The sequence below is a fragment of the Acinetobacter gandensis genome, from assembly GCF_001678755.1.
Classification (GTDB): domain Bacteria; phylum Pseudomonadota; class Gammaproteobacteria; order Pseudomonadales; family Moraxellaceae; genus Acinetobacter; species Acinetobacter gandensis.
Map to the genome: position 1 here is coordinate 67,533 of NZ_LZDS01000030.1, position 24,692 is coordinate 92,224.

Annotated in this window: 18 protein-coding genes and 1 tRNA gene; 10 read left to right on the forward strand and 9 right to left on the reverse strand. The window is 39.7% G+C overall.

Annotated features, from left to right (window positions below):
* Nucleotides 1-36: 36 nt before the first annotated feature.
* The gene (locus A9J31_RS14955) at nt 37-1,329 is read right to left on the reverse strand and encodes a sensor histidine kinase (protein ID WP_067767800.1); all 1,293 of its coding nucleotides are present in this window, start codon (nt 1,327-1,329) and stop codon (nt 37-39) included.
* Between the two features lie 1,058 nt (nt 1,330-2,387).
* Here A9J31_RS14955 and A9J31_RS14960 point away from each other — a divergent pair.
* A complete protein-coding gene (locus A9J31_RS14960; protein WP_067767802.1) occupies nt 2,388-4,622 on the forward strand; it encodes an NADP-dependent isocitrate dehydrogenase in 2,235 nt (744 codons plus the stop codon).
* 188 nt (nt 4,623-4,810) lie between these two features.
* On the opposite strand, the gene A9J31_RS14965 is transcribed toward A9J31_RS14960, so the two are convergent.
* The 3 genes from A9J31_RS14965 to A9J31_RS14975 form a co-directional block, all read right to left on the reverse strand.
* The gene (locus A9J31_RS14965) at nt 4,811-5,632 is read right to left on the reverse strand and encodes a hypothetical protein (RefSeq protein WP_067767805.1); all 822 of its coding nucleotides are present in this window, start codon (nt 5,630-5,632) and stop codon (nt 4,811-4,813) included.
* The gene (locus A9J31_RS14970) at nt 5,629-6,594 is read right to left on the reverse strand and encodes a hypothetical protein (RefSeq protein WP_067767808.1); all 966 of its coding nucleotides are present in this window, start codon (nt 6,592-6,594) and stop codon (nt 5,629-5,631) included. The genes A9J31_RS14965 and A9J31_RS14970 overlap by 4 nt, the downstream gene beginning before the upstream one ends.
* A gap of 242 nt (nt 6,595-6,836) precedes the next feature.
* Nucleotides 6,837-6,923: transfer RNA gene (locus A9J31_RS14975), tRNA-Leu, on the reverse strand.
* Between the two features lie 179 nt (nt 6,924-7,102).
* On the opposite strand from A9J31_RS14975, the gene queA reads away from it, so the two are divergent.
* The 8 genes from queA to secF all read left to right on the forward strand — a co-directional run bounded on the left by queA (nt 7,103) and on the right by secF (nt 15,373).
* Entirely contained in the window at nt 7,103-8,143 is a 1,041-nt protein-coding gene (queA, locus tag A9J31_RS14980) for a tRNA preQ1(34) S-adenosylmethionine ribosyltransferase-isomerase QueA (RefSeq protein ID WP_067767990.1), read from the forward strand.
* Between the two features lie 22 nt (nt 8,144-8,165).
* Complete coding sequence (locus A9J31_RS14985; protein ID WP_067767811.1) at nt 8,166-9,194, forward strand: hypothetical protein; 1,029 nt, start codon at nt 8,166-8,168, stop codon at nt 9,192-9,194.
* Nucleotides 9,195-9,260: 66 nt separating this feature from the next.
* Nucleotides 9,261-9,827, forward strand: coding sequence for a LemA family protein (locus A9J31_RS14990; protein WP_067767814.1), 567 nt, complete (start codon nt 9,261-9,263; stop codon nt 9,825-9,827).
* A gap of 80 nt (nt 9,828-9,907) precedes the next feature.
* Entirely contained in the window at nt 9,908-10,753 is an 846-nt protein-coding gene (locus A9J31_RS14995) for a DUF4303 domain-containing protein (RefSeq protein ID WP_067767817.1), read from the forward strand.
* A 128-nt stretch (nt 10,754-10,881) separates the two neighbouring features.
* On the forward strand, nt 10,882-12,012 hold the full coding sequence (tgt, locus tag A9J31_RS15000) for a tRNA guanosine(34) transglycosylase Tgt (RefSeq protein WP_067767820.1): 1,131 nt from the start codon (nt 10,882-10,884) through the stop codon (nt 12,010-12,012).
* Nucleotides 12,013-12,117: 105 nt separating this feature from the next.
* Nucleotides 12,118-12,447: a preprotein translocase subunit YajC gene (gene yajC / locus A9J31_RS15005; protein WP_067767823.1), complete on the forward strand. Its 330-nt coding sequence runs from the start codon at nt 12,118-12,120 to the stop codon at nt 12,445-12,447.
* Nucleotides 12,448-12,501: 54 nt separating this feature from the next.
* Nucleotides 12,502-14,400, forward strand: coding sequence for a protein translocase subunit SecD (gene secD / locus A9J31_RS15010; protein WP_067767825.1), 1,899 nt, complete (start codon nt 12,502-12,504; stop codon nt 14,398-14,400).
* Between the two features lie 7 nt (nt 14,401-14,407).
* Nucleotides 14,408-15,373 carry a protein translocase subunit SecF gene (gene secF / locus A9J31_RS15015; protein ID WP_171256710.1) on the forward strand — a complete coding sequence of 322 codons (966 nt, stop codon included), beginning with the start codon at nt 14,408-14,410 and terminating at the stop codon, nt 15,371-15,373.
* A gap of 58 nt (nt 15,374-15,431) precedes the next feature.
* On the opposite strand, the gene A9J31_RS15020 is transcribed toward secF, so the two are convergent.
* The 5 genes from A9J31_RS15020 to cysM all read right to left on the reverse strand — a co-directional run bounded on the left by A9J31_RS15020 (nt 15,432) and on the right by cysM (nt 21,683).
* Nucleotides 15,432-16,079, reverse strand: coding sequence for a hypothetical protein (locus tag A9J31_RS15020; RefSeq protein ID WP_067767829.1), 648 nt, complete (start codon nt 16,077-16,079; stop codon nt 15,432-15,434).
* A 100-nt stretch (nt 16,080-16,179) separates the two neighbouring features.
* Nucleotides 16,180-18,486 (reverse strand): RelA/SpoT family protein, encoded by a 2,307-nt coding sequence (locus A9J31_RS15025; RefSeq protein WP_067767831.1) that lies wholly within the window; start codon nt 18,484-18,486, stop codon nt 16,180-16,182.
* A 32-nt stretch (nt 18,487-18,518) separates the two neighbouring features.
* Nucleotides 18,519-19,907 carry a 23S rRNA (uracil(1939)-C(5))-methyltransferase RlmD gene (rlmD, locus tag A9J31_RS15030; RefSeq protein ID WP_067767833.1) on the reverse strand — a complete coding sequence of 463 codons (1,389 nt, stop codon included), beginning with the start codon at nt 19,905-19,907 and terminating at the stop codon, nt 18,519-18,521.
* 6 nt (nt 19,908-19,913) lie between these two features.
* On the reverse strand, nt 19,914-20,732 hold the full coding sequence (locus tag A9J31_RS15035; protein ID WP_067767834.1) for a 3'-5' exonuclease: 819 nt from the start codon (nt 20,730-20,732) through the stop codon (nt 19,914-19,916).
* A gap of 30 nt (nt 20,733-20,762) precedes the next feature.
* Nucleotides 20,763-21,683, reverse strand: coding sequence for a cysteine synthase CysM (gene cysM, locus A9J31_RS15040; RefSeq protein WP_067767837.1), 921 nt, complete (start codon nt 21,681-21,683; stop codon nt 20,763-20,765).
* A 153-nt stretch (nt 21,684-21,836) separates the two neighbouring features.
* Between cysM and A9J31_RS15045 the strand changes: the two genes are divergently transcribed.
* A complete protein-coding gene (locus A9J31_RS15045; RefSeq protein WP_067767840.1) occupies nt 21,837-24,644 on the forward strand; it encodes a GacS-like sensor histidine kinase in 2,808 nt (935 codons plus the stop codon).
* Nucleotides 24,645-24,692: the final 48 nt, after the last annotated feature.

Sequence of the window (24,692 nt, forward strand, 5' to 3'; positions counted from 1 at the left end):
AGGGAAAAGTGTTTTTAGACTTTTATCTCATGCAAACTAACCATTCACTTGAGTTGCCAGGCATTCTTGCTCATGACTGGCCGCATCCACATTCAAAACATGATGACTACTTGTTGCAGCAGGTAATAGTACTTTAAAAGTTGTCCCTTCGCCCTCTTTAGAAGTCACCGAGATTTCACCTTGATTTAAATCAACAAAACGTTTACACAGCACCAAACCAAGTCCAGTCCCACGCTCTCCAGCCGTTCCCTTAATACTTACCGTTAATTTTTGCTGGAATAAATCATCAATTTGAGCTTGAGACATACCTAAACCGGTATCTTGAATGGTCAATAAAATTTGCTGTCCAATTTGCTCTGTTGCCAAACGAACTGAGCCGCGACCATCTGTATGTGTAAATTTCAATGCATTGGAGACCAAATTTTGAATTACCGAAGTCATCATATTGATGTCCGCATTCACTTTCGTGCCAATTGCCACATCATTAATTAAGCGAATATTTTTTTTCACGGCTAAACCATTGAGTACATCACAGACAATTTTCGCCGATTGATTTAAATCGAAATTAATAGGGTGATAAACAAAACGTCCGCCTTCCGCCATGGCCCAATTCAACAGACTTTCAAGTAAGTTATAAGTCGATTGCGTGGTGTCATGTAAATAATCTGCAATATTTTGAATACTAGAATCATCTAAAGTACCACGCTCTTGTGCCAGCACTTCTGAAAAGCCCAATAGCCCATGAAACGGAGCACGTAAATCATGCGCAATAATTTGAAAAAATTTGGTTTTACTAAAATTCAGAGCTGATTGCTGTTCATACAATTCTTTTAATTCTGCATTTTCCACACGAAGTTGAATAATATTAACTAAGCTTTGCACAAACTCTTCGACAATTTTTAATTGTTTTTCCTCAAACTGTTCTGTCTGATCATCAAATAGCATGACCTTACCAATTGAAGCTTGATTATATTTCAAATCAAAAGCCACCATCCTGCGATGACCGACCCCAAGCTGCTTTAAATAAGCACTATAAGCTGGATAATTCTCTGAACAAGAGTCTATACGTGAATGGTTTTCAAAAAACGTATCAAGATAATCATCATCGGTTTGAGCAAGGAATGCTTTAAGCCCATTTTCTGAGGCATACCAAATATAAGGCTCATCTTTAAATGCCAAAATTGCGCTATCCGTACCTATCATGCCACGCGCAAATTTTAAAAAATCTTCGACACGATTATCGTCAGTGTAGACCCCCATGAGCAAAGACAAGCGGCAGGCAGCTAACAATTCAGTTTGTGATCCAATCTCAAGTAATTGAAGTACCATTCATTTGTTCTCCTAGGCTGATCTTTCAAATAAAAACCAACGACCGTGCTCAAGATTATTAGCAAAATTTATCATTCGACTCAATAACAAAAGCTAACAAAAAGACTAATGTCACTTACTTAATTTAATTCCACTTTAAAATATACCAAACGTTAAAATAATTTAATAGAAATATATCCAATATTCATTGTTAATATATTTTTTTTATTCATACTAATCAATAGTATAATAAACCAAGTTAAGATGTGTTCACAATATCAAAATTGACTAGATTTTAATATCATTCAATTAACACAATCTAAATAGAAACATTCACTTACAGAACACTCAAAAAAACACATACAGAACTTTAGAGATGTATCACAAATTTTGGTGATATTTTCAAAGCATTTTTAGCCTAATGGGACAAAATCCGCCCATTTTTTATTTCTTGTAGGTTAAACACATTCTTTTAATTTGATTATTTTTTCTTAAAAATACCAATCACGACGATTTATATAAATCATTTTTTTGACATGGCATACAGAGCTAGCACAGCGATCGCTTTTACGGAGTCAATCTAATTTATTTTTCATCCATAGTATTTTTTGGATACCACGCCTAACGTCCCAAATTTCCAAATGAAGTTTTTTTACAGTGATTTATCCAGACTTCACAAAAACTGGTGAAGTTATGAACAATTGCGACGAAATGCAGGCAGCAATTAGGCATTATTTATTTGACGCTATAGCCATATTGTTTTACAAATAAATAAAGCCTGATGAGAAAACCGTATAAATACCAATAAAACTAATCACAATCTAATTGCTCAATAGTTTAAAACTATGAATGAGCCTTGATTATTCTTAATTTTCAAAATATTGCCCCATTATTGGGCAACGAGTATTTATTTTCGTGTTGTATCATTTTTCTACGAAATGTCCACATCACTGTATCTTGCGTTGACTGAAAAGCCCTGAACACCGATACTTTCAATGTTTTATTTAAGCAAATCGGTTCGTAGGGGCTGTGCCATAAGCTCGGCCCTCAAAAACATAATCCAAAGCAAGGGGCTATATATGGCTGGTGGAAAGTCAACTATCATTTACACACTGACCGACGAGGCGCCATTATTGGCGACTTACTCTCTGCTGCCGATCATTGAGACCTTTACTAAGCCTGCTGGCGTTGAAATCGTTAAACGCGACATCTCTGTAGCAGCACGCGTACTCGCTGAATTTACAGATTACTTAAGCGACGAACAAAAGGTGCCAAATACTTTGGCAGAGCTTGGACAATTAACTCAAGATCCAAGCACAAACATCATCAAACTCCCAAATATCAGTGCTTCAGTTGGCCAATTGACTGCTTGTATTAAAGAGCTTCAATCTAAAGGCTTCGCAATTCCTGACTACCCGGAAAACCCAGCGACTGAAGAAGAAAAAGCAATCAAGGCGCGTTATAGCAAATGTTTAGGTTCTGCTGTGAACCCTGTACTTCGTGAAGGTAACTCTGACCGTCGTGCGCCTGCTGCTGTTAAAAACTACGCGAAAAAACACCCGCACTCTATGAGCGAATGGAAACAGTGGTCTCAAACTCACGTTTCTCACATGGACGAAGGTGACTTCTACCACGGCGAAAAGTCGATGACTTTAGACCGCGCGCGTAACGTAAAAATGGAATTGATCACTAAGTCTGGTGAAACTGTTGTTCTTAAGCCAAAAGTTGCGCTTCAAGAAGGCGAAATCATCGACTCAATGTTCATGAGCAAAAAAGCGCTTTGCGACTTCTATGAAAAAGAGTTAGAAGATTGCCGCGAAGCTGGTATTTTGTTCTCTCTACACGTTAAAGCGACCATGATGAAGGTGTCTCACCCAATCGTTTTCGGTCACTGTGTGAAGATTTACTACAAAGATGCATTCGAAAAACACGGCAAATTGTTTGATGAGTTAGGTATTAACATCAACAACGGTATGTCTGGTCTTTACGAAAAAATTGAAACTCTTCCGACTTCTCTTCGTGAAGAAATCATTGCTGACTTACACGCTTGCCAAGAACACCGTCCTGCGCTTGCAATGGTTGATTCTGCAAAAGGCATCACCAACTTCCACTCACCTAACGACGTAATTGTAGATGCATCTATGCCTGCAATGATCCGTGGTGGCGGTAAAATGTGGGGCGCTGACGGCAAACAGTACGACTGTAAAGCTGTAATGCCTGAATCTACTTTCGCGCGTATCTACCAAGAAATGATCAATTTCTGTAAATGGAATGGTAACTTTGATCCACGTACTATGGGTACAGTTCCTAACGTTGGTTTGATGGCGCAAAAAGCTGAAGAATACGGCTCACACGACAAAACTTTCGAAATCGCTGAAGCGGGTGTTGCAAACATCACTGACCTAGAAACTGGTGAAGTGTTGATGTCACAAAACGTGGAAGAAGGCGATATCTGGCGTATGTGCCAAGTGAAAGACGCTCCGATCCGTGACTGGGTGAAACTTGCTGTGACTCGTGCACGCAACTCAGGCATGCCTGCGATCTTCTGGCTTGACCCGTACCGTCCACACGAAAATGAACTGATCAAGAAAGTTGAAAAATACCTGAAAGATCACGACACTGCCGGTCTTGATATCCAGATCATGTCACAAGTACGTGCAATGCGTTATACGCTTGAACGTGTTGCGCGCGGTCTAGATACCATTTCTGTAACAGGTAACATCCTACGTGACTACCTAACAGACTTGTTCCCGATTATGGAATTGGGTACTTCTGCGAAAATGCTTTCTATCGTGCCGTTAATGGCTGGTGGCGGCATGTACGAAACTGGTGCGGGTGGTTCTGCGCCTAAACACGTACAACAACTTGTAGAAGAAAACCACTTACGTTGGGATTCTTTAGGTGAGTTCTTGGCGCTTGCTGTTTCTCTAGAAGAAATGGGCATCAAAGAAGACAACGCGAAAGCTAAACTTCTTGCAAATACGCTTGATGCTGCGACTGGTAAATTGCTTGACAATGACAAGTCTCCATCACGTCGTACTGGCGAACTTGACAACCGTGGCAGCCACTTCTACCTTGCTAAATACTGGGCTGAAGAACTTGCTGCGCAAGACGAAGATGCAGATCTTAAAGTGAAATTTGCTCCTCTTGCTCAAGCTCTTGCTGACAACGAAGAAAAAATTGTTGCAGAACTTGCTGAAGTTCAAGGTAAAGCTGCGGACATCGGTGGTTACTACGCTGTAGATACAGCGAAAGTAAATGCTGTAATGCGTCCAAGCGCAACTTTGAATGCTGCTCTTGATGCTGCTCAATAAGTTGATGCAAAACTAACTTAAGTTAGTGATGTAAAAAAACCAGCGCTTCGGCGCTGGTTTTTTTACAATATATATCTTTCAATTTGTATACTTGATAAAAAAATATTTTGTAGACAAGTAACTTAAATATAGGTACTAGATTTCAACTAAAAAAAAGAGGAAACTTTCTGTTCTCATTATTTAAATTTCTACATATTAGAATTTTGATTTTCTTGAGTCGATGGATCTGCTTGGCTTGATGGATTTAAATTAAATTTTAGAAGGTTAAAAAATCTTTCTAAATATTCTACTCTAGCGTATCCAACATATGAATATGCTCCAATTAAAATAATTAATGATGTCAAAACAATTGAAAGAAGTAATTTATTAAAAATAATATCACCTAAATAATTATTAACGTAAACCACAGTAAATAATGACAAAAGAATAGAAGAGACGAACACAAACAAACCAAATAATTTATTTAAAAACGGGCTATTAATAAAAACTTTGTAAGGCATTAAAACAAAAAGAAATAATACAGACAATAAAATATATTTATCATTTTGAGGTATTTCACCATCCAAACTTAAAAGTATTTTATCAAAAAAAATAAAAAACAAATAAAAGCAACCCACTATAGATAGAAACCTTAATACTATTAAAAAACAATTAAAATATTTATGATTAGTCCCAACTACAGATTCCACGCAATCTTTATATAGATTATTTTCTGTACTTTTACTAAGTTTTTTGTATGTTTTTAAATTAATAAATTTTTGTGAAGCCAAAAATAAAGACAATAACTCATATAAATCCTCACATTTTTGAATATCATTTTTTATATAAGATGGAACTTTTGACCCACCATATGCTTGTTCAAAAATATCAATTTTAGTACTGTCATTTTTTCGTTTTTTCTGAGTCTTTTTTAAAAAAAATATTTTTAAATAGAAGTTATTTGCCAAAAACACCCAAGTAATGAGTGTAAAGAAAAGTACAAAACCTAGATTAAAACTAATCGTATTCATTCTGCATCACCTTTTCCATTTTTTGCTTTTACCATTTCAGCACTCGCACGTACTAACTCAGTTCCTGCAGATAATTGATCCTGAACCAAATCACCAATCTTATCATTTTGGGTTTGATCAATATTATTTCCAAAGTACCGTAGTGCAAGTTCTTTGGTGATTTCTTGCTGGTCAGATTTTTCTAATGACCTTATAAATAGTGGGTAAGCATTGATTTCAACATGAGTTTGATACGCTTTTTCATGCAGTTTTTTTGCATGTGCAGCTCGGCGTAAAAATAATGTACAGAGTGTGATACCTACAGCCAAAATCAAAAACTTGACAGATATAAATACAGCCCAATTAATATCAACTATAGGTATATTAAAAGCATAAGCAATAGATAAAATTGTACAACAAACTGTAATGAACAATGTATTTCTAAAATGCTCATTATTAAGTTCATATTCTTCTTCGTATTTTTCAGATAGTTCTACAAAAAATTTATCTGTAGCATTTGATTCAATTGCAAGTTTAGCAGCTTCTACACTTTGTATTTTTTCTTTTAATTCAGATATAGCATCCGATATTATTTTATTATTTCTTTGATATATATTCTTATATAATGATACATATGTATTTGCTTCTTTATAAATATTATTTAACTCATCTAAATATGAATTAATTAAATCAATTTTGCCATGCAATATTCCTTTATTTCTATCAAATAAATCAGTATAAGAACCCAAATTTATAGATCTAGTTAATAATGGTATATATAGACCATCATTTCTAAGAAGATTTAGATCTTCCTTAATCGTAGTACTTAAAAAATAACGCAAACTATCACGCAATTCGATAGCCTTATTAAGCGTAGGTGCAATACCCTCATCTGTCATAGATGATGATGAAATTAAATCACTTACAAAATCTAAGTTTTCATGAAGATATTCAATAATTACATTTGAAGGCTCAGATTCCAATTTTTACACCTTTAATTTTTTATAAATTCTATCAACTAAAAAACCTTGCATTAAAAAGAACCACTATATTTAAAACTCAGAGTAGCCATGATATCCCCTTCAAAATATGTTATTACTTTCTATTAAGTGATTTATATCAACGATACTAAAGAACTTACATAATTTTTTCATTATTTATTAAAAGATAATTACAGACAATAAAAAACCCCAAGTCTTAATAAGCTTGGGGTCTTTTAGAATTTTGGTCCCGAGGGTCGGACTCGAACCGACACATCATCTCTGATAGTGGATTTTGAATCCACCGCGTCTACCAATTTCACCACCTCGGGTAGGTGTTGAAACGTATAATAAACTTTTTCAGAGACTTGTCAACGCAAGAAATTCCCAATTGATTAAAAATAAAGCGTACAGGTTTTTTTCGATGGATAATCCATCAATTTCAACGTTAAAACCCAAAAAAGTTTATACTAAGCCAAATTTCTTTTGCTTCTTTATCAGATTTCTTGACATGCAACTCTCTGACTTTAATTTCAATCTTCCCGATGAACTCATAGCCCGCTACCCGCTTGAAACACGAAGTGCGTCTCGCCTGCTACACCTTGATCGCCAAGGCCAATATCATGATCAACATTTCACAGATATTTTAGACCTGCTTGAACCGGGTGATTTATTGGTATTGAACGATACCAAAGTGATGAAAGCACGCCTCAAAGGTAAACGTGCAACAGGTGGTGCAATTGAAGTTCTTGTTGAGCGAATTTTAGACCCACAAACAGCACATTGCCACATAAAAGCCAGTAATACACCCAAAGAAGGTGCTGAACTGTTTATTGGCCCAGATGAAGTCAAAGTTACAGTAAAAGGTCGTCATGAAAACTTATTCGTAGTTGAGTTTTCACAACCTATTTTACAAGTTTTGGATTTGTATGGTGCATTGCCTATTCCACCTTATTTTAACCGTGAAGCTGAAAGTATTGATACTGAACGCTACCAAACTGTATTTAACGACCCAACAAAATTAGCATCTGTAGCTGCGCCAACTGCAAGTTTGCATTTTGATGAAGCACTACTAGAAAAATTAGCCGCAAAAGGCATTAACAAAACATTTGTGACCCTACACGTAGGTGCTGGAACGTTCTTGCCTGTACGTACCAATGACATTGAAAATCATATCATGCACAGCGAATGGTGTGATGTATCAGAAGATTCAATGGCTTTAATTCGCGAGACCAAAGCTCGTGGCAATAAAGTCATTGCAGTCGGCACCACTGCGACTCGTGCAACAGAAAGCGCGGCGCAAGCGAATGGTGGCGAATTAAAAGCATGGACAGGTGATACTCAAATCTTTATCTATCCAGGATATGAATTCAAAGTGGTCGACCGCTTAATCACTAACTTCCACCTTCCAGAATCTACTCTTTTAATGTTGGTTTCTGCCCTTTCAAATCGCGACAATATTTTAAATGCGTATCACCATGCGGTTGAAAGTAAATATCGTTTCTTCAGTTATGGTGATGCCATGCTGATTGATAATATCAACGTAAAATAATTCGCTTATAGAAGCCACGCCCATGCCGATTGATACTGTGAAACATTCCATCCACATTCGTCGTAAGAAAAATGAAGTGGTTTTTCGCAATATTGCTCGGTTATGGGATATTGGTCGTAACGCTGAAACACAGCAAGACATCCTTGATGGATTGCATCCTTGGAATGCACCTATCACACTCAAATTTGAAAATTTATTGCCCTTAGCTTTAGGGTTTATAGGCGCCTGCTTTGCCCTATTTATTGTGATACAACCTGACCACGCTTGGGCACAACTTTGCTTTGTAGCGGGCTTAATCATGCTGTTTTGGGCATATATCAGTTATGAAAAAGATGATCCGCTTGAAGATGTCATTGAATACTTAGAAACGCAATGTATCGCCAAAAAATATCACTTGGCCTTCAATCAACAACCTCAACATATTTCCATTCAACTGAATCATTTGCAGTTTCTTGGTCATCTCAAACGTATGTTTCCAGTATTTAATCAAGGTAGCTTGTCCAATGAGATTAGCTCTTATGCAAGTACCGTCTGGGAAGATGAAAATCAGCAGCAACATCAGGTGATGGTATTTCAATATCACTATGTCCATGAAATCCGTGTGCGTGATAAAGATGGTGATGAAGTTAAAGTCAAAGAAATTCACAAAGACCTTTGGGGCGTTTTTGTGTTTGATGTCGCTATTCACGGGCTAGCTGTTTCAGCTTCAGGTAAAGATTATGCTTATCCATACAGCTTTCCATGGCATAGCAGCGATATACAAACCAATCGTAAATTAAAGTTCTTTTGCAGCGATGAATTGGCGTCGGCAAAGCTACTCACACCAAGCTTTGTACTGAAACTTTCGGATTTTTTTCAGCAACGACAAGGTGACCTGCTATTTCATCCGAACAATCAAATAATGTGCTATCTTGGTTCTCAAGATTTATTTAAAGTCAGCAGCAAAGCCAAACAGATAAACGACGTTTCGGCTTTACGTGGACATTTAAGAACTTTTAAATTGGTTGCATTAGAAAACTTAAAAAGCGACCTGATACAATTTTTAAAGTGATCATGTTTTAGAACTTTAAAAATGATTAACGATATTAATGACCTTTTATCTTGAGGATAAAATTTTATGGGGCTTTTGATTTTTTTATTGCTAATTGTTGCGCTGATAATTGGGGCAATCATCATTCGCAATAATATTGTCCGCCATCACAATGCAACTATTCGCGCATGGTCTGATGTTGCCAGTTATGAACGGCAAAAAATTAAAATTTTGGATGGATTACAACCGCTTGTTGAACAGTATTCCAGTTTCGAACAAGGCACTTTGGCAAAAGTCACAGAGCTACGTCAGAACATCATGAATTTGAACATCAATTCTACCGATGTCTCACAGCTACAGCATATTGAGGCTTTAAACAAAGAGCTTATGCGCAGCTTAAATGTTGTGGTTGAAAATTATCCTGAGCTTAAAGCCAATGAAATTTATCTAAAAATGATGAATGAAATTGAAGAGCAAAATGAAAATGTCGGTGCCGCAATTACCATCTTTAACCGCAATGTAGAGTTGTTCAATAACCATATTCAGATTTTTCCGAATAATATTATTAACACCTTGTTATTAAGTAAAAAAGCGATTCGCCCTTTCCGCGACCAAGCTGCAAGTCAAAGCTTTGATTACCGTCCAAACTTTTAAGTTTGGGCAGTAATAAAAAATATTAAAAAAATAATGATGAGGTGGTTAGCACCTCCATATACAAAGAATGAAAATAAAATATGCAAAACCAAACGATATACAAAGATGCGTTCGTCGCAGCATTTATGAATCTGTACCAACTGTATCAGACGGATCAAATCTATGCTTGCGCACTAGTTTTGAATAAATTCTTATTGATTGATAATTTAGCCATTTCTACACAGCGCAGTATTTTTGCCGAAGATGAAGATAGCGCTCAGTATCTTGCGGAAAATGACCGTTGGAATACTTCAAAGTGGCGATATCGCGCAACACCTATGCTTGAAAATAGCTCGAATCAGACCAAATCCATATTGTCTGACCATTTGAAGACGCCATACATGATTGATTCAGCCATACAACACGCACATTCAATCACACAGCAAAACAATCTAGCGATGCTGTTAAGTGCATTTCAGCAAGTTATAATCACATTAAAAAAGAATTTTGCCATCGAAGTAGAGCGTATTTTATTTTTTATCAGCCTACCGACACAGCCTGAAATCGAAATTTCTTCTGCACGCTATCTGAATACAACATCCCCATTGCTGCAAAACTTTTTAGATTCAAAACAACAATCCAATATCAACAGTTTGCCCAAACGTATGAAACTGACGCAAAGCGATAAAGATATGCTGATCGATTTAGCGCAAATTATCGAAATTCAGCCCTACCACTATTTGCAAGTTGCAAATGACGCTTATTTACTGACGCTAGACCGAAACTACCATGCAACCAATCCTTACATTCAAAAACTAATCGAAAGCATTGTTGCGATGACGTCAGCCCCTGATGGAACATTTGCAATGGAAAAGGATGAAATTTTACAAAGGATTAATCAGTTCTATCACAATGCCGAAGTTTCAACCGATGCCCTATTGAATTAAACATCCAATAAATTTACAGACATAACACCCGACAATGCTAGCGTTTAACAGCAGAATCAAGGAAAATAGTGCACTTTTAGCACTCTTACCATCAGCGAACTGTTTTTTCGCCTTGATCTGGATCTTGTATGAAGTTTGAAAAATTAGCACAGTCGGGGCGTGCTCGCCGCGGCCGTCTGACTTTAGAACATGGTGTTGTTGAGACACCAATGTTCATGCCTGTCGGTACTTACGGTACTGTCAAAGGTATGCTCCCGCGCGACATCAAAGAAATTAAATCCCAAGTGATTTTGGGTAATACTTTCCATCTTTACCTACGCCCAGGCCTCGATGTCATTCGTGAACACGGTGGCTTACACCAATTCATGAAATGGAATAACCCTATTCTGACTGACTCAGGTGGCTTCCAAGTTTTCAGCCTTGGTGCGATGCGTAAAATTAAAGAAGATGGCGTGACTTTCCGTTCTCCAATTGACGGTTCTAAAGTCTTTTTATCTCCTGAAATTTCGATGGATATTCAGCACACACTGAACTCTGACATCGTGATGATTTTCGATGAATGCACACCATACCCTGCAACACACGAAGAAGCACAAAAATCTTTACAGCTTTCTTTACGCTGGGCGAAGCGTTGTAAAACACAGCACCATGATGTGCTCAAAAACCGTAATGCGCTGTTTGGTATTATCCAAGGCGGCATGTATGAAGATTTACGTGATGAATCTTTAAACGGTTTAAAAGAAATTGATTTTGATGGTTATGCCATTGGCGGCTTGTCTGTCGGTGAACCAAAAGAAGAAATGATCAAAGTTTTAGATTATCTTCCTGCCAAAATGCCTGAAGATAAACCACGTTACTTAATGGGCGTGGGTAAACCTGAAGATATCGTTGAAGCGGTGCGCCGCGGTGTCGATATGTTTGACTGTGTGATGCCAACTCGAAATGCACGTAATGGTCATTATTTTGTGACCGATGGTTTGGTACGTATTCGTAATGCGAAATATCGTCACGATCAAAGTCCGTTAGACCCACATTGCGACTGTTATACCTGTACCAATTTTACAAAATCGTATTTGTTCCATCTTGAAAAATGTGGCGAGATGCTAGGTTCAATGCTCGGTACGATTCATAACTTACGTTACTACCTACGTTTGACCGAAGCGATGCGTGATGCACTCGACAACGGTACATTTGATGACTTTGTTGAAGACTTTTATCACCGTCGCGGTATGAAAGTACCACCTTGTCCACAAGATTAATTCTTTCAGTATTTGCGCTGAAGAAAAAGACAAGGTAAATTGCTGAACAAGTCCAATTTACTTATCAATAATTTGATAACCAGTTTTTTAGTTTAGGAAAATAAAATGAGCCTTTTTATTTCTACTGCTCACGCAGCAGGTGAAGCTGCACAGCAACCAAGCATGATGGCAAACCTGTTGATGATTGCTGTATTCGTGGCGATTTTCTACTTTTTGATTTGGCGTCCTCAATCAAAACGTGCAAAAGAACATCGCGCACTTGTTGACAGCCTTGGCGTTGGCAGTGAAGTTGTTTTTGCGGGCGGTTTAATGGGTAAAATCACAAAAATTGAAGGTGATTTTGCAGTCGTTGAACTGAACCGTGGCGTAGAAGTAAAAGTACAACGCGCAAGTGTGATTTCAGTTCTTCCTGAAGGCACGCTCAATAACCTTTAATCAAAAAATAAGTCGTGCACTCGCACGACTTTTTTCATTTTAAGAAGAAAACGAATGCGTTACCCAGCATGGAAATATCTGCTGATCCTAGTTGTTCTTGTGATCAGTACATTATATGCCCTGCCAAGTTTGTATCCTGATGAACCTGCTGTTCAAATTTCAGGTGCCAAAGCCGGTACCCAGATTGATCAAAGCATCGTACAAAAAGCAGAGCAAATTTTAAAATCTGAAAATATTGCCAGTCATGACAATAGCTTCACCAACAATGCCGCTTTATTGCGTGTCGATTCTAGCGAAATACAGTTAAAAGCCAAGGAAGCATTACGTCGTGGTCTAGGTGATAATTACGTCGTTGCATTGAACCTTGCCCCTACAACTCCAGAATGGCTACAAAAAATTGGTGCAAAACCAATGAAATTGGGTCTGGATTTACGTGGTGGGGTACATTTCCTACTCGAAGTGGATATGGATAAAGCCATTTCACAACGTATGGAAACCTCTGCAGCGGACTTACGCCGTCAATTACGTGATAACAAAATTAAATTCAACAGCTTAACGTTAAATAACAACACCATTACCATGCAGTTTGCAAATAATGATGATCGTTCTGCTGCTATGGATTTCCTACGTCGTAATGGTAACGAGTTTACGCAGCAAGCCGTTGCAACCACTAATGGTTCGACACTACGTTTAAACTATACTGACGCACGTCGACAAGAAATTCAGTCTTATGCCGTCAACCAAAACTTAACCACTTTACGTAACCGTATTAATGAGTTAGGTGTGGCTGAAGCATTGGTACAAACCCAAGGTAGCAACCGTATTGTGGTTGAACTTCCGGGTGTACAAGATACGGCTGAAGCAAAACGTGTTCTTGGTCGTACAGCAAACCTTGAATTCCGTCTCGTTTCCGACTTAAACGATCAATACATTGACCCATATACAGGCCAAGCTACCGGTTCATTACCACCGGGGACTGAAGCCTTTGCTTATGAGTCTCTCGATAGTGGTCGTCAATTATTGCTGAACCGCAACCGTATTCTAACCGGTGAACGTGTACAAAACGCATCTTCTGGCTTTAGCCAAGATACCGGTGGTGCTGAAGTAAATATTACTTTGGATACTGCTGGCGGCAAGTTGATGTCTGAAGCGACACGTAATGCTGTTGGTAAACGCATGGCGGTATTGTTCATTGAGAACAAACAAAAAATTAGCTATGTTCCAGACCCTGTGACAGGCACACAAACTGAAGTCCGTACACCTTATACCGAATCTGTCATCATTAATGCGGCAACGATTCAAGCGGTACTTGGTTCACAGTTCCGTATTACTGGTCTAGATTCACCACAAGAAGCAGCTGAACTTGCCCTGATGTTACGTGCTGGTGCACTTGCTGCGCCAATGTACTTCGTTGAAGAACGTGTGATTGGTCCAAGTTTGGGTCAAGAGAACATTGATAAAGGTGTTCTTTCAGTCCAAATTGGTTTCATCTTGGTTGCAATTTGGATGGTGGTATTCTTCCGTCTATTCGGTTTAATTGCCAACTTTGCACTTGTGGTTAACCTTGCCATGATCCTAACGATTATGTCTTGGATTGGTGCTTCTCTTACCCTTCCGGGTATTGCAGGTATCGTGATTACCATTGGTATGGCGGTCGATGCCAACGTACTGATTTGCGAGCGAATACGAGAAGAAATGAAATGGGGGGCCTCACCAAAACAGGCCATTGTTGCGGGTTATGATCGTGCATATAACACCATTTTTGACTCCAACTTAACCACCTTCCTCGTTGCATTCATTCTGTTTGCAATTGGTACAGGCCCGATTAAAGGCTTCGCTGTTACCCTCATGATTGGTATCGTTTGTTCAATGTTCACTGCAATTACAGTAACACGTGCAATCGTACAGCTGATTTACGGTAAAAAGCGTAACCTGAAGAAGTTGAGCATTTAGGAGATCGATGATGACTGAAAATACTCAACCGAAACAATACGGCCGCCCGGACAATGAACGGATTATTCCGTTCATGAAAATTGCCAAGCCGGCAGCAATCATTTCAATCCTTCTAACCATTGCCAGTATCTTTTTTATTAGCACCAAAGGCTTAAACCTCGGTTTGGACTTTACTGGTGGTATTGCGGCGGAATTAAACTACAGCCAACCAGTGAAATCATCTGATGTCACTTCGGCACTGACCCAAGCTGGCTTTAAAGATCCTGTGGTACAAACCTTAGGGTCTGACCGTGACCTAATGGTTCGTATGCCGGTACAAAAAGATGTTGAAGCTGAAGACTTAACCAAGGCGATCACTTCTGCTGCCCAATTACCGGGCAATAAAGCCGAAGTGAGTAAAATGGATGTGGTTGGTGGCCAAGTGGGGAATGAACTGTATGTTCGCTCTGCGGGTGCAGTCGGCCTTGCACTGATTCTGATGCTGGTCTATGTCACCATTCGCTTTGAGTTTAAACTTGCGATGGGTGCAGTACTGTCGTTATTCCACGACATTATCGTGACCATTGGTATTTTTGCCATGATGCAATGGCCATTTGACCTCACCGTATTGGCTGCATTATTGGCAATTATTGGTTTCTCACTCAACGATAACATCGTGGTCTCGGACCGTATCCGTGAAAACTTCCGTAAGATTCGTGGGGCTGAACCACTGGAAGTTGTAAACAGTGCATTGACCGAAACGCTGCGCCGTACCATTCATACTTCGATGACTTTATTACTTGTTGTCGTAGCAATGATGGTATTGGGCGGTGATGGTCTGAAATGGTTCTCTGTTGCAATGTTTGTGGGTGTGTTTGTGGGTACTTACTCATCTATCTATATTGGTACGGCTTTCGCGTTATGGCGTGGTCTGAACCGTCAGGACTTCATTGTTCAAGTGAAACCTGAATTCGAAGAAGAAGAGATTCCTTAAACATTTCTGCTTTTTCTTCGGTATTAAAAACCCATCTTCGGATGGGTTTTTTATTGCGCTAAAAAGTGTTCAGCACAGGTAAAATGGCAACAATAGGATCTACCCGCTCAATATCAGCAACATTAAATGTGACTTGCCTTAGTCCATCTAAGCGCTCAAATGTCATCTGTGATTGGCTTTGCTGTTTCAGCTTCAGGATTAAGTTTATCGCATTGGCTAAATACACACAGACAATTTGTCCCGTTTCAGCGGTATGTTTATCACACACAATAATCCAGTCAGGTTGCAAAATGGGGGCATAAAATGAATCCGTTACCTCTATCGCATATAACTGCGGATTCAACTGAAATAAACCCGCTAAAAGTGCATTATGATCGTTTTCGATGGATATCAATGTAAAAGCTTCAGACTCATGTACCTGCATACGAAATAATGGCATGGCTGCCATCAACAACTCGATACTTTCGACAAACTTCACTTCGCCATCTAAACTTCCTTTAACTAACCCCAATTGCTGTTCTAGTTCACGGGCAAATTTCTCACCAATTTGGCGGTGACTATTCAACAATTGAGTAATTAAAGGGATGTCTAAATCATGATGTTCACAAACCGCTTTGCCATTTTTAAATTGGCCAGTTGCGACCCATTGATCGATTGCATGAGATAAATTCTGTCGACGTTTTTCAAAAAGTTCTGTTGGCAACATAAGCATTCGAGTTTTATTTTAGCCTTGCCCCAATATAATAAAAAACCCGCATGCCGCGGGTTTTTTATTCAATCCTTTTACTTATAAACAAAATGCTTGATCAACTGCCCTGCACCAAACGGCGTGCACTGATAATGCCTGGTTGCTGTTCAAGACGTGCTAACAACTTAGACAACTGTGCCAAGCCTTTTACTTCAATCAACAGCTTCATATTAGCAATACCATCACTTTCAGAGATTGTATTCACCTGACGAATATTGATTTGATCAGAGAAAATCACTTGGGTTAAGTCTTTTAACAAACCACGGCGGTCATAAGCTTCAACCACAATTTGTACACTTTGACCACGGGTTGGCTGCATTTCCCAATCGGCTTCGACAGCGCGTTCAGGTTCTTGACCAATCATACGCACATAGTCAGGACAAGCGACTTTATGAATACTCACACCACGATTCAAAGTAATGTATCCCGCAATCGACTCCCCATGTACGGGCTGACAGCACTGTGCAACGTGTAATTCCACGTTATCCAGTCCATCAATCAAAATACCATGCGCAGATAAGGTATGACTCGCACGCGGATTCAATGTTGGTTTAAGCACCAGCTCAGGTTCATCCTGATCCAGATGCATATGACGGTTGACCTGATTGATTAAGGCATGCAGGCTAATATCACCATTCACCAAACCAATTAAGATATCCTCGCCTAATTTCACATTGAAATGGTTGCAGTAATCATTCAAATCAATGCTTTTTGGATGAATCGCAAGACGTGATAATTCTTTATTTAGAATTTCACGCCCCACTTCCAAATTCTTGCTACGGTCTTGCTGACGGAACCAATGGCGTAACTTGTCACGAGCACGTGCTGTCTTGATATAACCCAGTGAATTCACCAACCAATCACGGTTCGGCTCACGGTCTTTCTTGGTTAAAATCTCAACTTGCTCACCAGTTTTTAGCGTATAAGTCAAAGGAACATAGCGTTGGTTTACACGTGCCGCATAGCACTTGTTACCCACTTCAGTATGTACATGATATGCAAAATCTAGAACTGTCGAGCCACGTGGTAGTTCTTTAATATCACCATCACGACTGAACACATAGATTTTCTCAAAATCTTCGAACTCTTGTATTTGTTCAAAGTTTTCCGAGTCTTCTTCATCCTTATGCGCACTAGCATCATTACGTTCTTGATAATGTTCAAGTACCGCACGAAGTGAGTGTAGACGATGATTAAATGAATAATCGGTCGTCTTCGAGCCTTCTTTATAGTTAAAGTGCGAACATACCCCTAGCTCAGCTTCTTCATGCATATTCTTGGTACGAATCTGCACTTCTAGCGATTTATTTTCTGCAATGACTGCGGTATGAAGCGAACGATAGCCATTAGCTTTAGGGTTAGTAATATAGTCGTCAAACTGATGCGGGATGTGACGCCAAATTTGATGCACAATACCCAATGTGTGATAACACTCAGGTACGCTATCCACTAATACACGAACTGCACGAATATCGTAAAGCTGATCAAAACTCAGGTTCTTACTTTTCATTTTTCGATAAATCGAATAAATGTGTTTCACCCGACCATTAATTTCGGCCACGATGTCATGATCAAGCAATTCTTTGCGTAATTTATCGGTTACAAACTGAATATATTGCTCACGCTCTAGACGTTTTTCATTTAATAAAGATGCAATTTCCTTATAACGTTCAGGCGCTAAATAGCGGAACGCTAAATCTTCCAGTTCCCACTTTAACTGTGCAATGCCAAGTCGATGTGCCAGTGGTGAGTAAATGGTTAAAATTTCTCGTGCTACACGTTCTTGACGCTCTTTTGACGAATGCGCCAATTCACGTAAGGCATAAGTACGTTCAGAAAGTTTGATTAATACAACACGAACATCTTCCGTCACCGAAATCAACATTTTATAAATGCCGGTTAAATGTTCACGCTGGTTATTATTAAAATGATCTTCGAGGCGCTTATTCTGCTCAATCAATTCAGAAAGTTTACCCATCGCAAGCGTGCCTTTCACCAAAGCATGGACTTGCTCACCAAACTGGGTACGTACTTCTTCTAAACTGGTTACACCTTCACGCACCGAACGATATAACATCGCTGCGGATAAAGTATCTTCATCCACATACAGATGCGCCAAAATATCCGCCATTTCAATACCTGTATAAAAGGTATTGGAACGATGACTCACCGTGGTTTCGAGTTCTTTTTGCAAGGTCAGATTCGCAACTTCTCTGAGTTGCTTCAATGGAGCTCCGTCAAACATACCACTGACACGCTCCAACCATTCGGCTAGATCATGCTGTGCTTGCTCGGCATGTTCTACAGTCGCTTCCTGTGACAACTCATTGAGACGTCCAGGCAGCTGTTCACGTACTGTGACCATACCCTACTCCTACTTTTCTACGCTTCATATCTCTAATCGTTTATCTGATTTTCTTTTTCGAACAAAGCAATCGATTCGACATGCCCTGTATGGGTAAACATGTCCATGACACCCGCTTTTTTCAAACGGTAGCCTTGTTGTACCAACATCCCGGCATCACGCGCAAGGGTTGCTGGATTACATGACACATAAACGATTCTATTTGCACCAAATTTGGGCACATATTGCATAACTTCCTCCGCACCGGAGCGCGGCGGGTCAATCAATAATGCATCAAATCCCTGTTTTGCCCAAGAATGATGCGAAAAATCTTTTGTTAAATCTTGTGAATAAAATTTTACTTGAGAAAGGCCATTGTTTTGTGCATTTTCTGCACCACGTTGAACCATTTCCTCACTACCCTCAACGGCAACAACTGAACCAGTCTCTCCCACAGATTTTGCCAGTGGTAAAGAAAAGTTCCCTAAACCACAGAACAGATCAAGAACGCGTTCACCCTGTTGTAACTGAAGCAAATCACATGCCAGTTTCACCATTTGTGGATTAATCGTTGAATTCACTTGCGTGAAGTCTTGAGGATTAAAGCCAAATTCTACATTAAAGTCACTTAGACCATAGTGCAGACGCATCGCTGACGATGGATCATCAACACGGTGTAGGCTATCAGGGCCTTCAGGTTGTAAGTAAAGCTGCCATCCCTTCTGTAACGCAAATTTCTTAAATTGGTTGACATCTTCTGCACAAAGTTCAGCCGTATGTCGAACCAATAGCGCAATCTCTTGATCGCCCATAGCCAATTCAATATGCCCAATGTCAGCCTTACCAGCTAAACGTTGTAATAACTGTTTAAGTGTCGTCAATGAACCAAATTCACGATCAAGCACCATACAACGATCAATCGAGGTCAGTTTATTGGATTGGCTTTCACGGAAGCCCACCACCAATTTATCTTTCGCAGGTAGGTATCGCACGCCGATACGTGCTTTACGACGGTAATCTTCACGCTGTGAACGTAATGGCGCTAACCATTCTTCAGGTTGAATACCAGCAAAATGTTCAAGATGTGATTTTAGTACATCCTGTTTTAAACGAATTTGTTCATCTGGATGGATATGCTGCATGCTACAACCACCACACACACCATAATGTGGACAGGCTGGCTCAACACGCATCTCAGAGGCTTCGCTTAATAATTCCAGACTGTCAGCTTCTTCAAGACGCTTCACCACATTGGTAATACGCGCGCGTACAGTTTCACCCGGTAAAGCATAACGAATAAACACTTTTTTACCGTGTTTTTCTACAGGATGGTCTGGATGTGTGCCAAAGTGCGCAATGCCACGCCCCTCATGTGAAAGCGACTCAACCTGAAATGTATAAATGGGCTGTTGGGCTTTTTGGGGCTTGGCTCTATGTTTCATGCGTACCTAATGTGTGAGAGATGGGAAATCTGATTGAGTAAATTCGGTACGCTGCGATGTTTGCTGCCATACCGATAAAAAGTCAGCGTGTTGCGGCTGAGTATTTAAGTATTGAATCGTGCTTTGAATCATGTGCTGATGATCATTCAGCAGTAACTGTCCTTTCAACAATAGCCAGCGCAAATATATCAGCCATGTATTCAACACATCACCTTCACAATAACTGGTCAGTTCCAACCAGTGTTCATTTTGAACATATTCAGGAACATGATAGCCACCGTCACCACGCTTCCCAGGGAAGCCAAGTAAATGTGCTGTATCATCGAGCTTTTGAAAATGACGGCCATGGAACATTGCCATGACATCCATTAAATCAATATGACGATGATGATAACGATTCTGGTAGTTATTATACCGCTTTTGCGTATCAATCTCGCCCTGATCGAACAAACTTGGTGCAGATAAGCCGTGATACATGGCACGAAATAAAATGACCGGTAAATCAAATTGCGAACCATTCCAACTGACAAGCGTTGGGTGACGCTTTTCAAAAATCGAAACGAATTTTTTTAAAATTTCAGCTTCGCTGTTGTCTTCTCGGCTAAATGAAAACAACTTCATGCCTTTTTCATCAATCCACAGACCTGAAATACAAACAATTTCATGCAGCGCCAAACGTTGAAAATCAGTACCCGCTTCTTGACGGCGTAATTTCGTCAACGCAGCGTCAAGATCTGCCTCAGGCAAATCTAGCCCGTACAAATGCGCCCCAGATTTTAAATCGGTGAGTGTTTCGATATCAAAAATTAAAACAGGTAAACGCATGAGTACTCACCAGTGGAATTGCAATCGCAATTATTCAGGATCTACAACAGAGAACAAACCAGTCGACAAATAACGATCGCCACGGTCACAAACGATACAAACAATTACTGCATCTGGGTTTTCTTCAGCCAGTTTAATCGATGCCCACACTGCACCACCAGACGATGTTCCTGCACTGACACCTTCTTTACGTGCAAGACGACGTGCAGTTTTTTCTGCCTCAATTTGTGGAATATCCATAATACGGTCAACGCGTGATGGATCAAAAATTGTTGGCAAATATTCTTGCGGCCAACGGCGGATACCTGCAATGTTTGAGCCTTCAGAAGGTTGTAAACCAACAATTTGAATCTCTGGGTTTTGTTCTTTTAAATACTTTGAAATCCCCATGATGGTACCCGTTGTACCCATTGAGCTGACAAAGTGCGTAATTTTACCGCCAGTTTGTTTCCAAATTTCTGGGCCAGTAGTTAAATAATGCGCTTCCACATTATCCGGATTACCAAACTGGTTGAGTACCAAACCTTGACCATCTTTTTCCATTTGAAGCGCAAGATCACGTGCCTCTTCCATGTTTTCAGATTCAATCAGCTCAGCACCGTAAGCGCGCATTGCATCTTTACGTTCCTGACTTGAGCTTGCTGGCATAATTAATGTCATTTTATAGCCACGCATTGCAGCAACCATTGCCAAAGCAATACCTGTATTTCCGCTCGTCGCCTCAATTAATGTATCACCCGGTTTGATTTGGCCACGCTTTTCAGCTTGCATAATCATGTTATACGCGGGACGGTCTTTTACCGAACCTGCTGGGTTATTGCCTTCTAACTTGGCTAATACTGTTGCTTGAGTGTGACTTGCCAGACGCTGTAAACGCACTAACGGAGTATTTCCGACGTAATGGTCTAATAAAAAATCATCTGCTTGAAAATCAGGGGTTGTGTTACTCATTATGTGTACCTATATCGAGGTGCGCCTATTGTATGAAAAAATACCTGAGCCTGCACCCATTTGACTGGCTTTTTCGTCAAAGTGATTAAAGCGCAATCAGTTTTAAATAATCCATGCTAATATTCGGTGCATAAGGAATAAACTGCTTAAATCATGTCAAATATCAACAAAAAGCTTTTTAAACGCCTGCACTTAAATCATGCTTATGGACAGCTGATTGCACTGATTTTCGTGCCGATCACGATATTGGCATGTGTAGGTGCCATGTTGGTAATTACTGAAACGTCTAATGCAGCAAAAGCGCAGCAACGTCAAATGGCAATTGCAATTTTGACGCGTTATCAGCAAACCTCTGAATCTGCCGTCGACCTCCTTAACCATTACCCTTGGCAATTTGACCAAGCTCGTAATGCCATGCAAAACATGCTGAATGAAAAGCATCTGATTCGCGCTGCTATTTTAGATGTACAAGGTCATAACCGCCTGAGCATTGGCTTTCAAGACCAAGACCTTTGGCCTAAATTTGATAATAAAAGTTCTTTTGTCGGTCCAATAGCCCATAACGGCAATCATGTTTATGCGCTCAAAATTACAGATGCCAACGAAACGCCTGCTTGGTTATCTATTGAATTAGATAATCAACCACTTCAAATTGCACACTACCGTGTTTTGATTGTCTTAATCGCTACAGGTTTACTGACCTTATTGTTGTTATTGCTGTGCCTGAATTTCTATTCACGTCGCTGGATTGCCCCGATGTATGAAATCCGCATGCAATTACAACGCCTGAATGCAGACACCCTCAATCAGCACATGGTAATTAACAGTACCGGTGAATTACGCTTACTTCAGCGTGACATTGCTAACGTCGTAAAACGCCTGCATTTTAGCTTTTTAGAATTACGTGAGCATACTGAACAAACTGAGGATGATCTACGTCGTACCCTCGATACCTTAGAAGTTCAAAACATTACTTATCGCCAAGCACGTGACCAAGCAATTCATGCGAATCAATCCAAATCGGTTTTCTTAGCCAATATTTCACATGAACTACGCACACCACTCAACAGTATTGATGGTTTTATTCATCTGTTATTACGTCAAGGCAACCTCAGTAATGAACAAAATCTCTATCTACAAACGATTCGTAAATCGTCAGCGCATCTACTCGCTTTAATTAATGATGTATTAGATTTCTCAAAAATTGATGCTGGAAAATTAGAACTCGAAACAGCACAGTTTGACTTAGAAGAAGCGGTCTTTGATGTCATGGATATGTTGTCGCCGTTGGCTGCACAGAAATATATTGATATGACCTTCTACTATGCAGACAACGTCCCGAAATATGTGGTCGGCGATGCCCTACGCTTTAAGCAGATTTTGACCAACTTAACCTCAAATGCCATCAAATTCACTCCAGATGGTGAAATTATTGTCCGTGTGCGTATGGAGCATGATGACATCGGTCAATGCTTACTGCACTTTAGCGTTCAGGACAGTGGCATTGGCTTAAGCGGTACGGATCGTAAAAAACTGTTTGAATCCTTCTCGCAAGGTGATGCTTCGGTCACTCGTCAATTTGGTGGAACAGGACTCGGACTGGCAATTTCAAAACAATTGGTAAGCCTCATGCATGGGCAAATTGGTTTTGAAGACAACCAAGAACGTGCACCGACCGAAAAAGGTTCAACCTTCTGGTTCACTGCCCGCTTTAGTGTCGATGATGACGTTGAAATTGTTCATCCACAGTTTAGCCATTTGCAAGTGGTGTCCTATTTAGCACACCCTGCCACCGCGAATGTACTTCGTCATTATTTAGAAGATTATGATGTGCAGCACATTGAAACTCAGTCAATTTTAGATTTGTTTAGCCGACTCAATCAACTGCAAAGCAATGAAAACACTTGGCTGATTGTCGATCATAGTGGTGACTCTGAAGCCTTATTAAAAGAAATTCGTAACCGTTATACCGGCAATTTAGCCGTGTACGGTTATCAAATGATGCTTGATCCAAACATGTTGAATGAGTACCGAGCTCGTCCATTGCACCAACCGCTCAGCCGTACTGCGTTAGTTCAACTTTTGAGTAATGAACCATGGTTCGATCAAGAACAACATGAAGAATTCAATGGGCAAGGTTTACACATTTTGGCGGTGGATGATCATCTACCCAACTTAATTGTACTTGAAGCCTTACTTTCAGAATTAAATGTCAAAACCACAAAAGTGCTCAGTGGGCAAGAAGCCATTGAAGTTATTCAATCACGACATGAACAAAATTTATCGGCTTTCGATCTGGTCTTTATGGATATTCAAATGCCAGTCATGTCTGGTATTGATACTACACGAGCGATTCGCTCTTTAGAGTCCACATTTGAAGAACATAAACGCTTGCCAATTATTGCGCTTACTGCTCATGCCCTGTCAGATGAAAAACAAAAGCTGCTGCAAAGTGGTATGGATGACTATGTGACGAAGCCAATTCAGATGGATCAGATTATTCAAATATTGACGCAGTGGACAACAGAAAATTTCAAAAAAGCCAAAGGTTTAGAACGTAACTCTGTCATCGAAGCGTTAGAACCAAGCATTTTAGATTGGCAACAAAGCTTACAATTGGCTGCGAATAAAGAAGATCTTGCGATCGATTTACTAAAAATGCTGGTGGACAGTTTTGAGCAAGAAAAAACTGAAATGGCACAGCTCATTGACGATGAAGATTTTCCTCAATTAGAGCATGTACTACATCGTTTATATGGCGCAACACGTTATGTCGGTGCACCAACACTGCAAGAAGTTTCGGGTAATTTTGAACAATTCGTTTCGACATTACGCAAAGAACGTCGTAAAGCAGACGAAAGCTTTATTCAAGAAACCTTGCAACGTTTTGATGAACTCAATGCCGTGATGTTGCAAGTTGAACATGCAGCACAACAAATTTTAGCCAAACAAAACCAATAATTTTTAAACCTGAAAAAACAGTGCAGGCTTCAAACTCAAGTGACTGCA

Coding starts and splice junctions, on each gene's coding strand:
- A9J31_RS14955 (WP_067767800.1), bottom strand. CDS start 1,329: ATGGTACTTCAATTACTTGAGATTGGATCACAAACTGAATTGTTAGCT.
- A9J31_RS14960 (WP_067767802.1), top strand. CDS start 2,388: ATGGCTGGTGGAAAGTCAACTATCATTTACACACTGACCGACGAGGCG.
- A9J31_RS14965 (WP_067767805.1), bottom strand. CDS start 5,632: ATGAATACGATTAGTTTTAATCTAGGTTTTGTACTTTTCTTTACACTC.
- queA (WP_067767990.1), top strand. CDS start 7,103: ATGCAACTCTCTGACTTTAATTTCAATCTTCCCGATGAACTCATAGCC.
- A9J31_RS14985 (WP_067767811.1), top strand. CDS start 8,166: ATGCCGATTGATACTGTGAAACATTCCATCCACATTCGTCGTAAGAAA.
- A9J31_RS14990 (WP_067767814.1), top strand. CDS start 9,261: ATGGGGCTTTTGATTTTTTTATTGCTAATTGTTGCGCTGATAATTGGG.
- A9J31_RS14995 (WP_067767817.1), top strand. CDS start 9,908: ATGCAAAACCAAACGATATACAAAGATGCGTTCGTCGCAGCATTTATG.
- tgt (WP_067767820.1), top strand. CDS start 10,882: ATGAAGTTTGAAAAATTAGCACAGTCGGGGCGTGCTCGCCGCGGCCGT.
- yajC (WP_067767823.1), top strand. CDS start 12,118: ATGAGCCTTTTTATTTCTACTGCTCACGCAGCAGGTGAAGCTGCACAG.
- secD (WP_067767825.1), top strand. CDS start 12,502: ATGCGTTACCCAGCATGGAAATATCTGCTGATCCTAGTTGTTCTTGTG.
- secF (WP_171256710.1), top strand. CDS start 14,408: ATGATGACTGAAAATACTCAACCGAAACAATACGGCCGCCCGGACAAT.
- A9J31_RS15020 (WP_067767829.1), bottom strand. CDS start 16,079: ATGTTGCCAACAGAACTTTTTGAAAAACGTCGACAGAATTTATCTCAT.
- A9J31_RS15025 (WP_067767831.1), bottom strand. CDS start 18,486: ATGGTCACAGTACGTGAACAGCTGCCTGGACGTCTCAATGAGTTGTCA.
- rlmD (WP_067767833.1), bottom strand. CDS start 19,907: ATGAAACATAGAGCCAAGCCCCAAAAAGCCCAACAGCCCATTTATACA.
- A9J31_RS15035 (WP_067767834.1), bottom strand. CDS start 20,732: ATGCGTTTACCTGTTTTAATTTTTGATATCGAAACACTCACCGATTTA.
- cysM (WP_067767837.1), bottom strand. CDS start 21,683: ATGAGTAACACAACCCCTGATTTTCAAGCAGATGATTTTTTATTAGAC.
- A9J31_RS15045 (WP_067767840.1), top strand. CDS start 21,837: ATGTCAAATATCAACAAAAAGCTTTTTAAACGCCTGCACTTAAATCAT.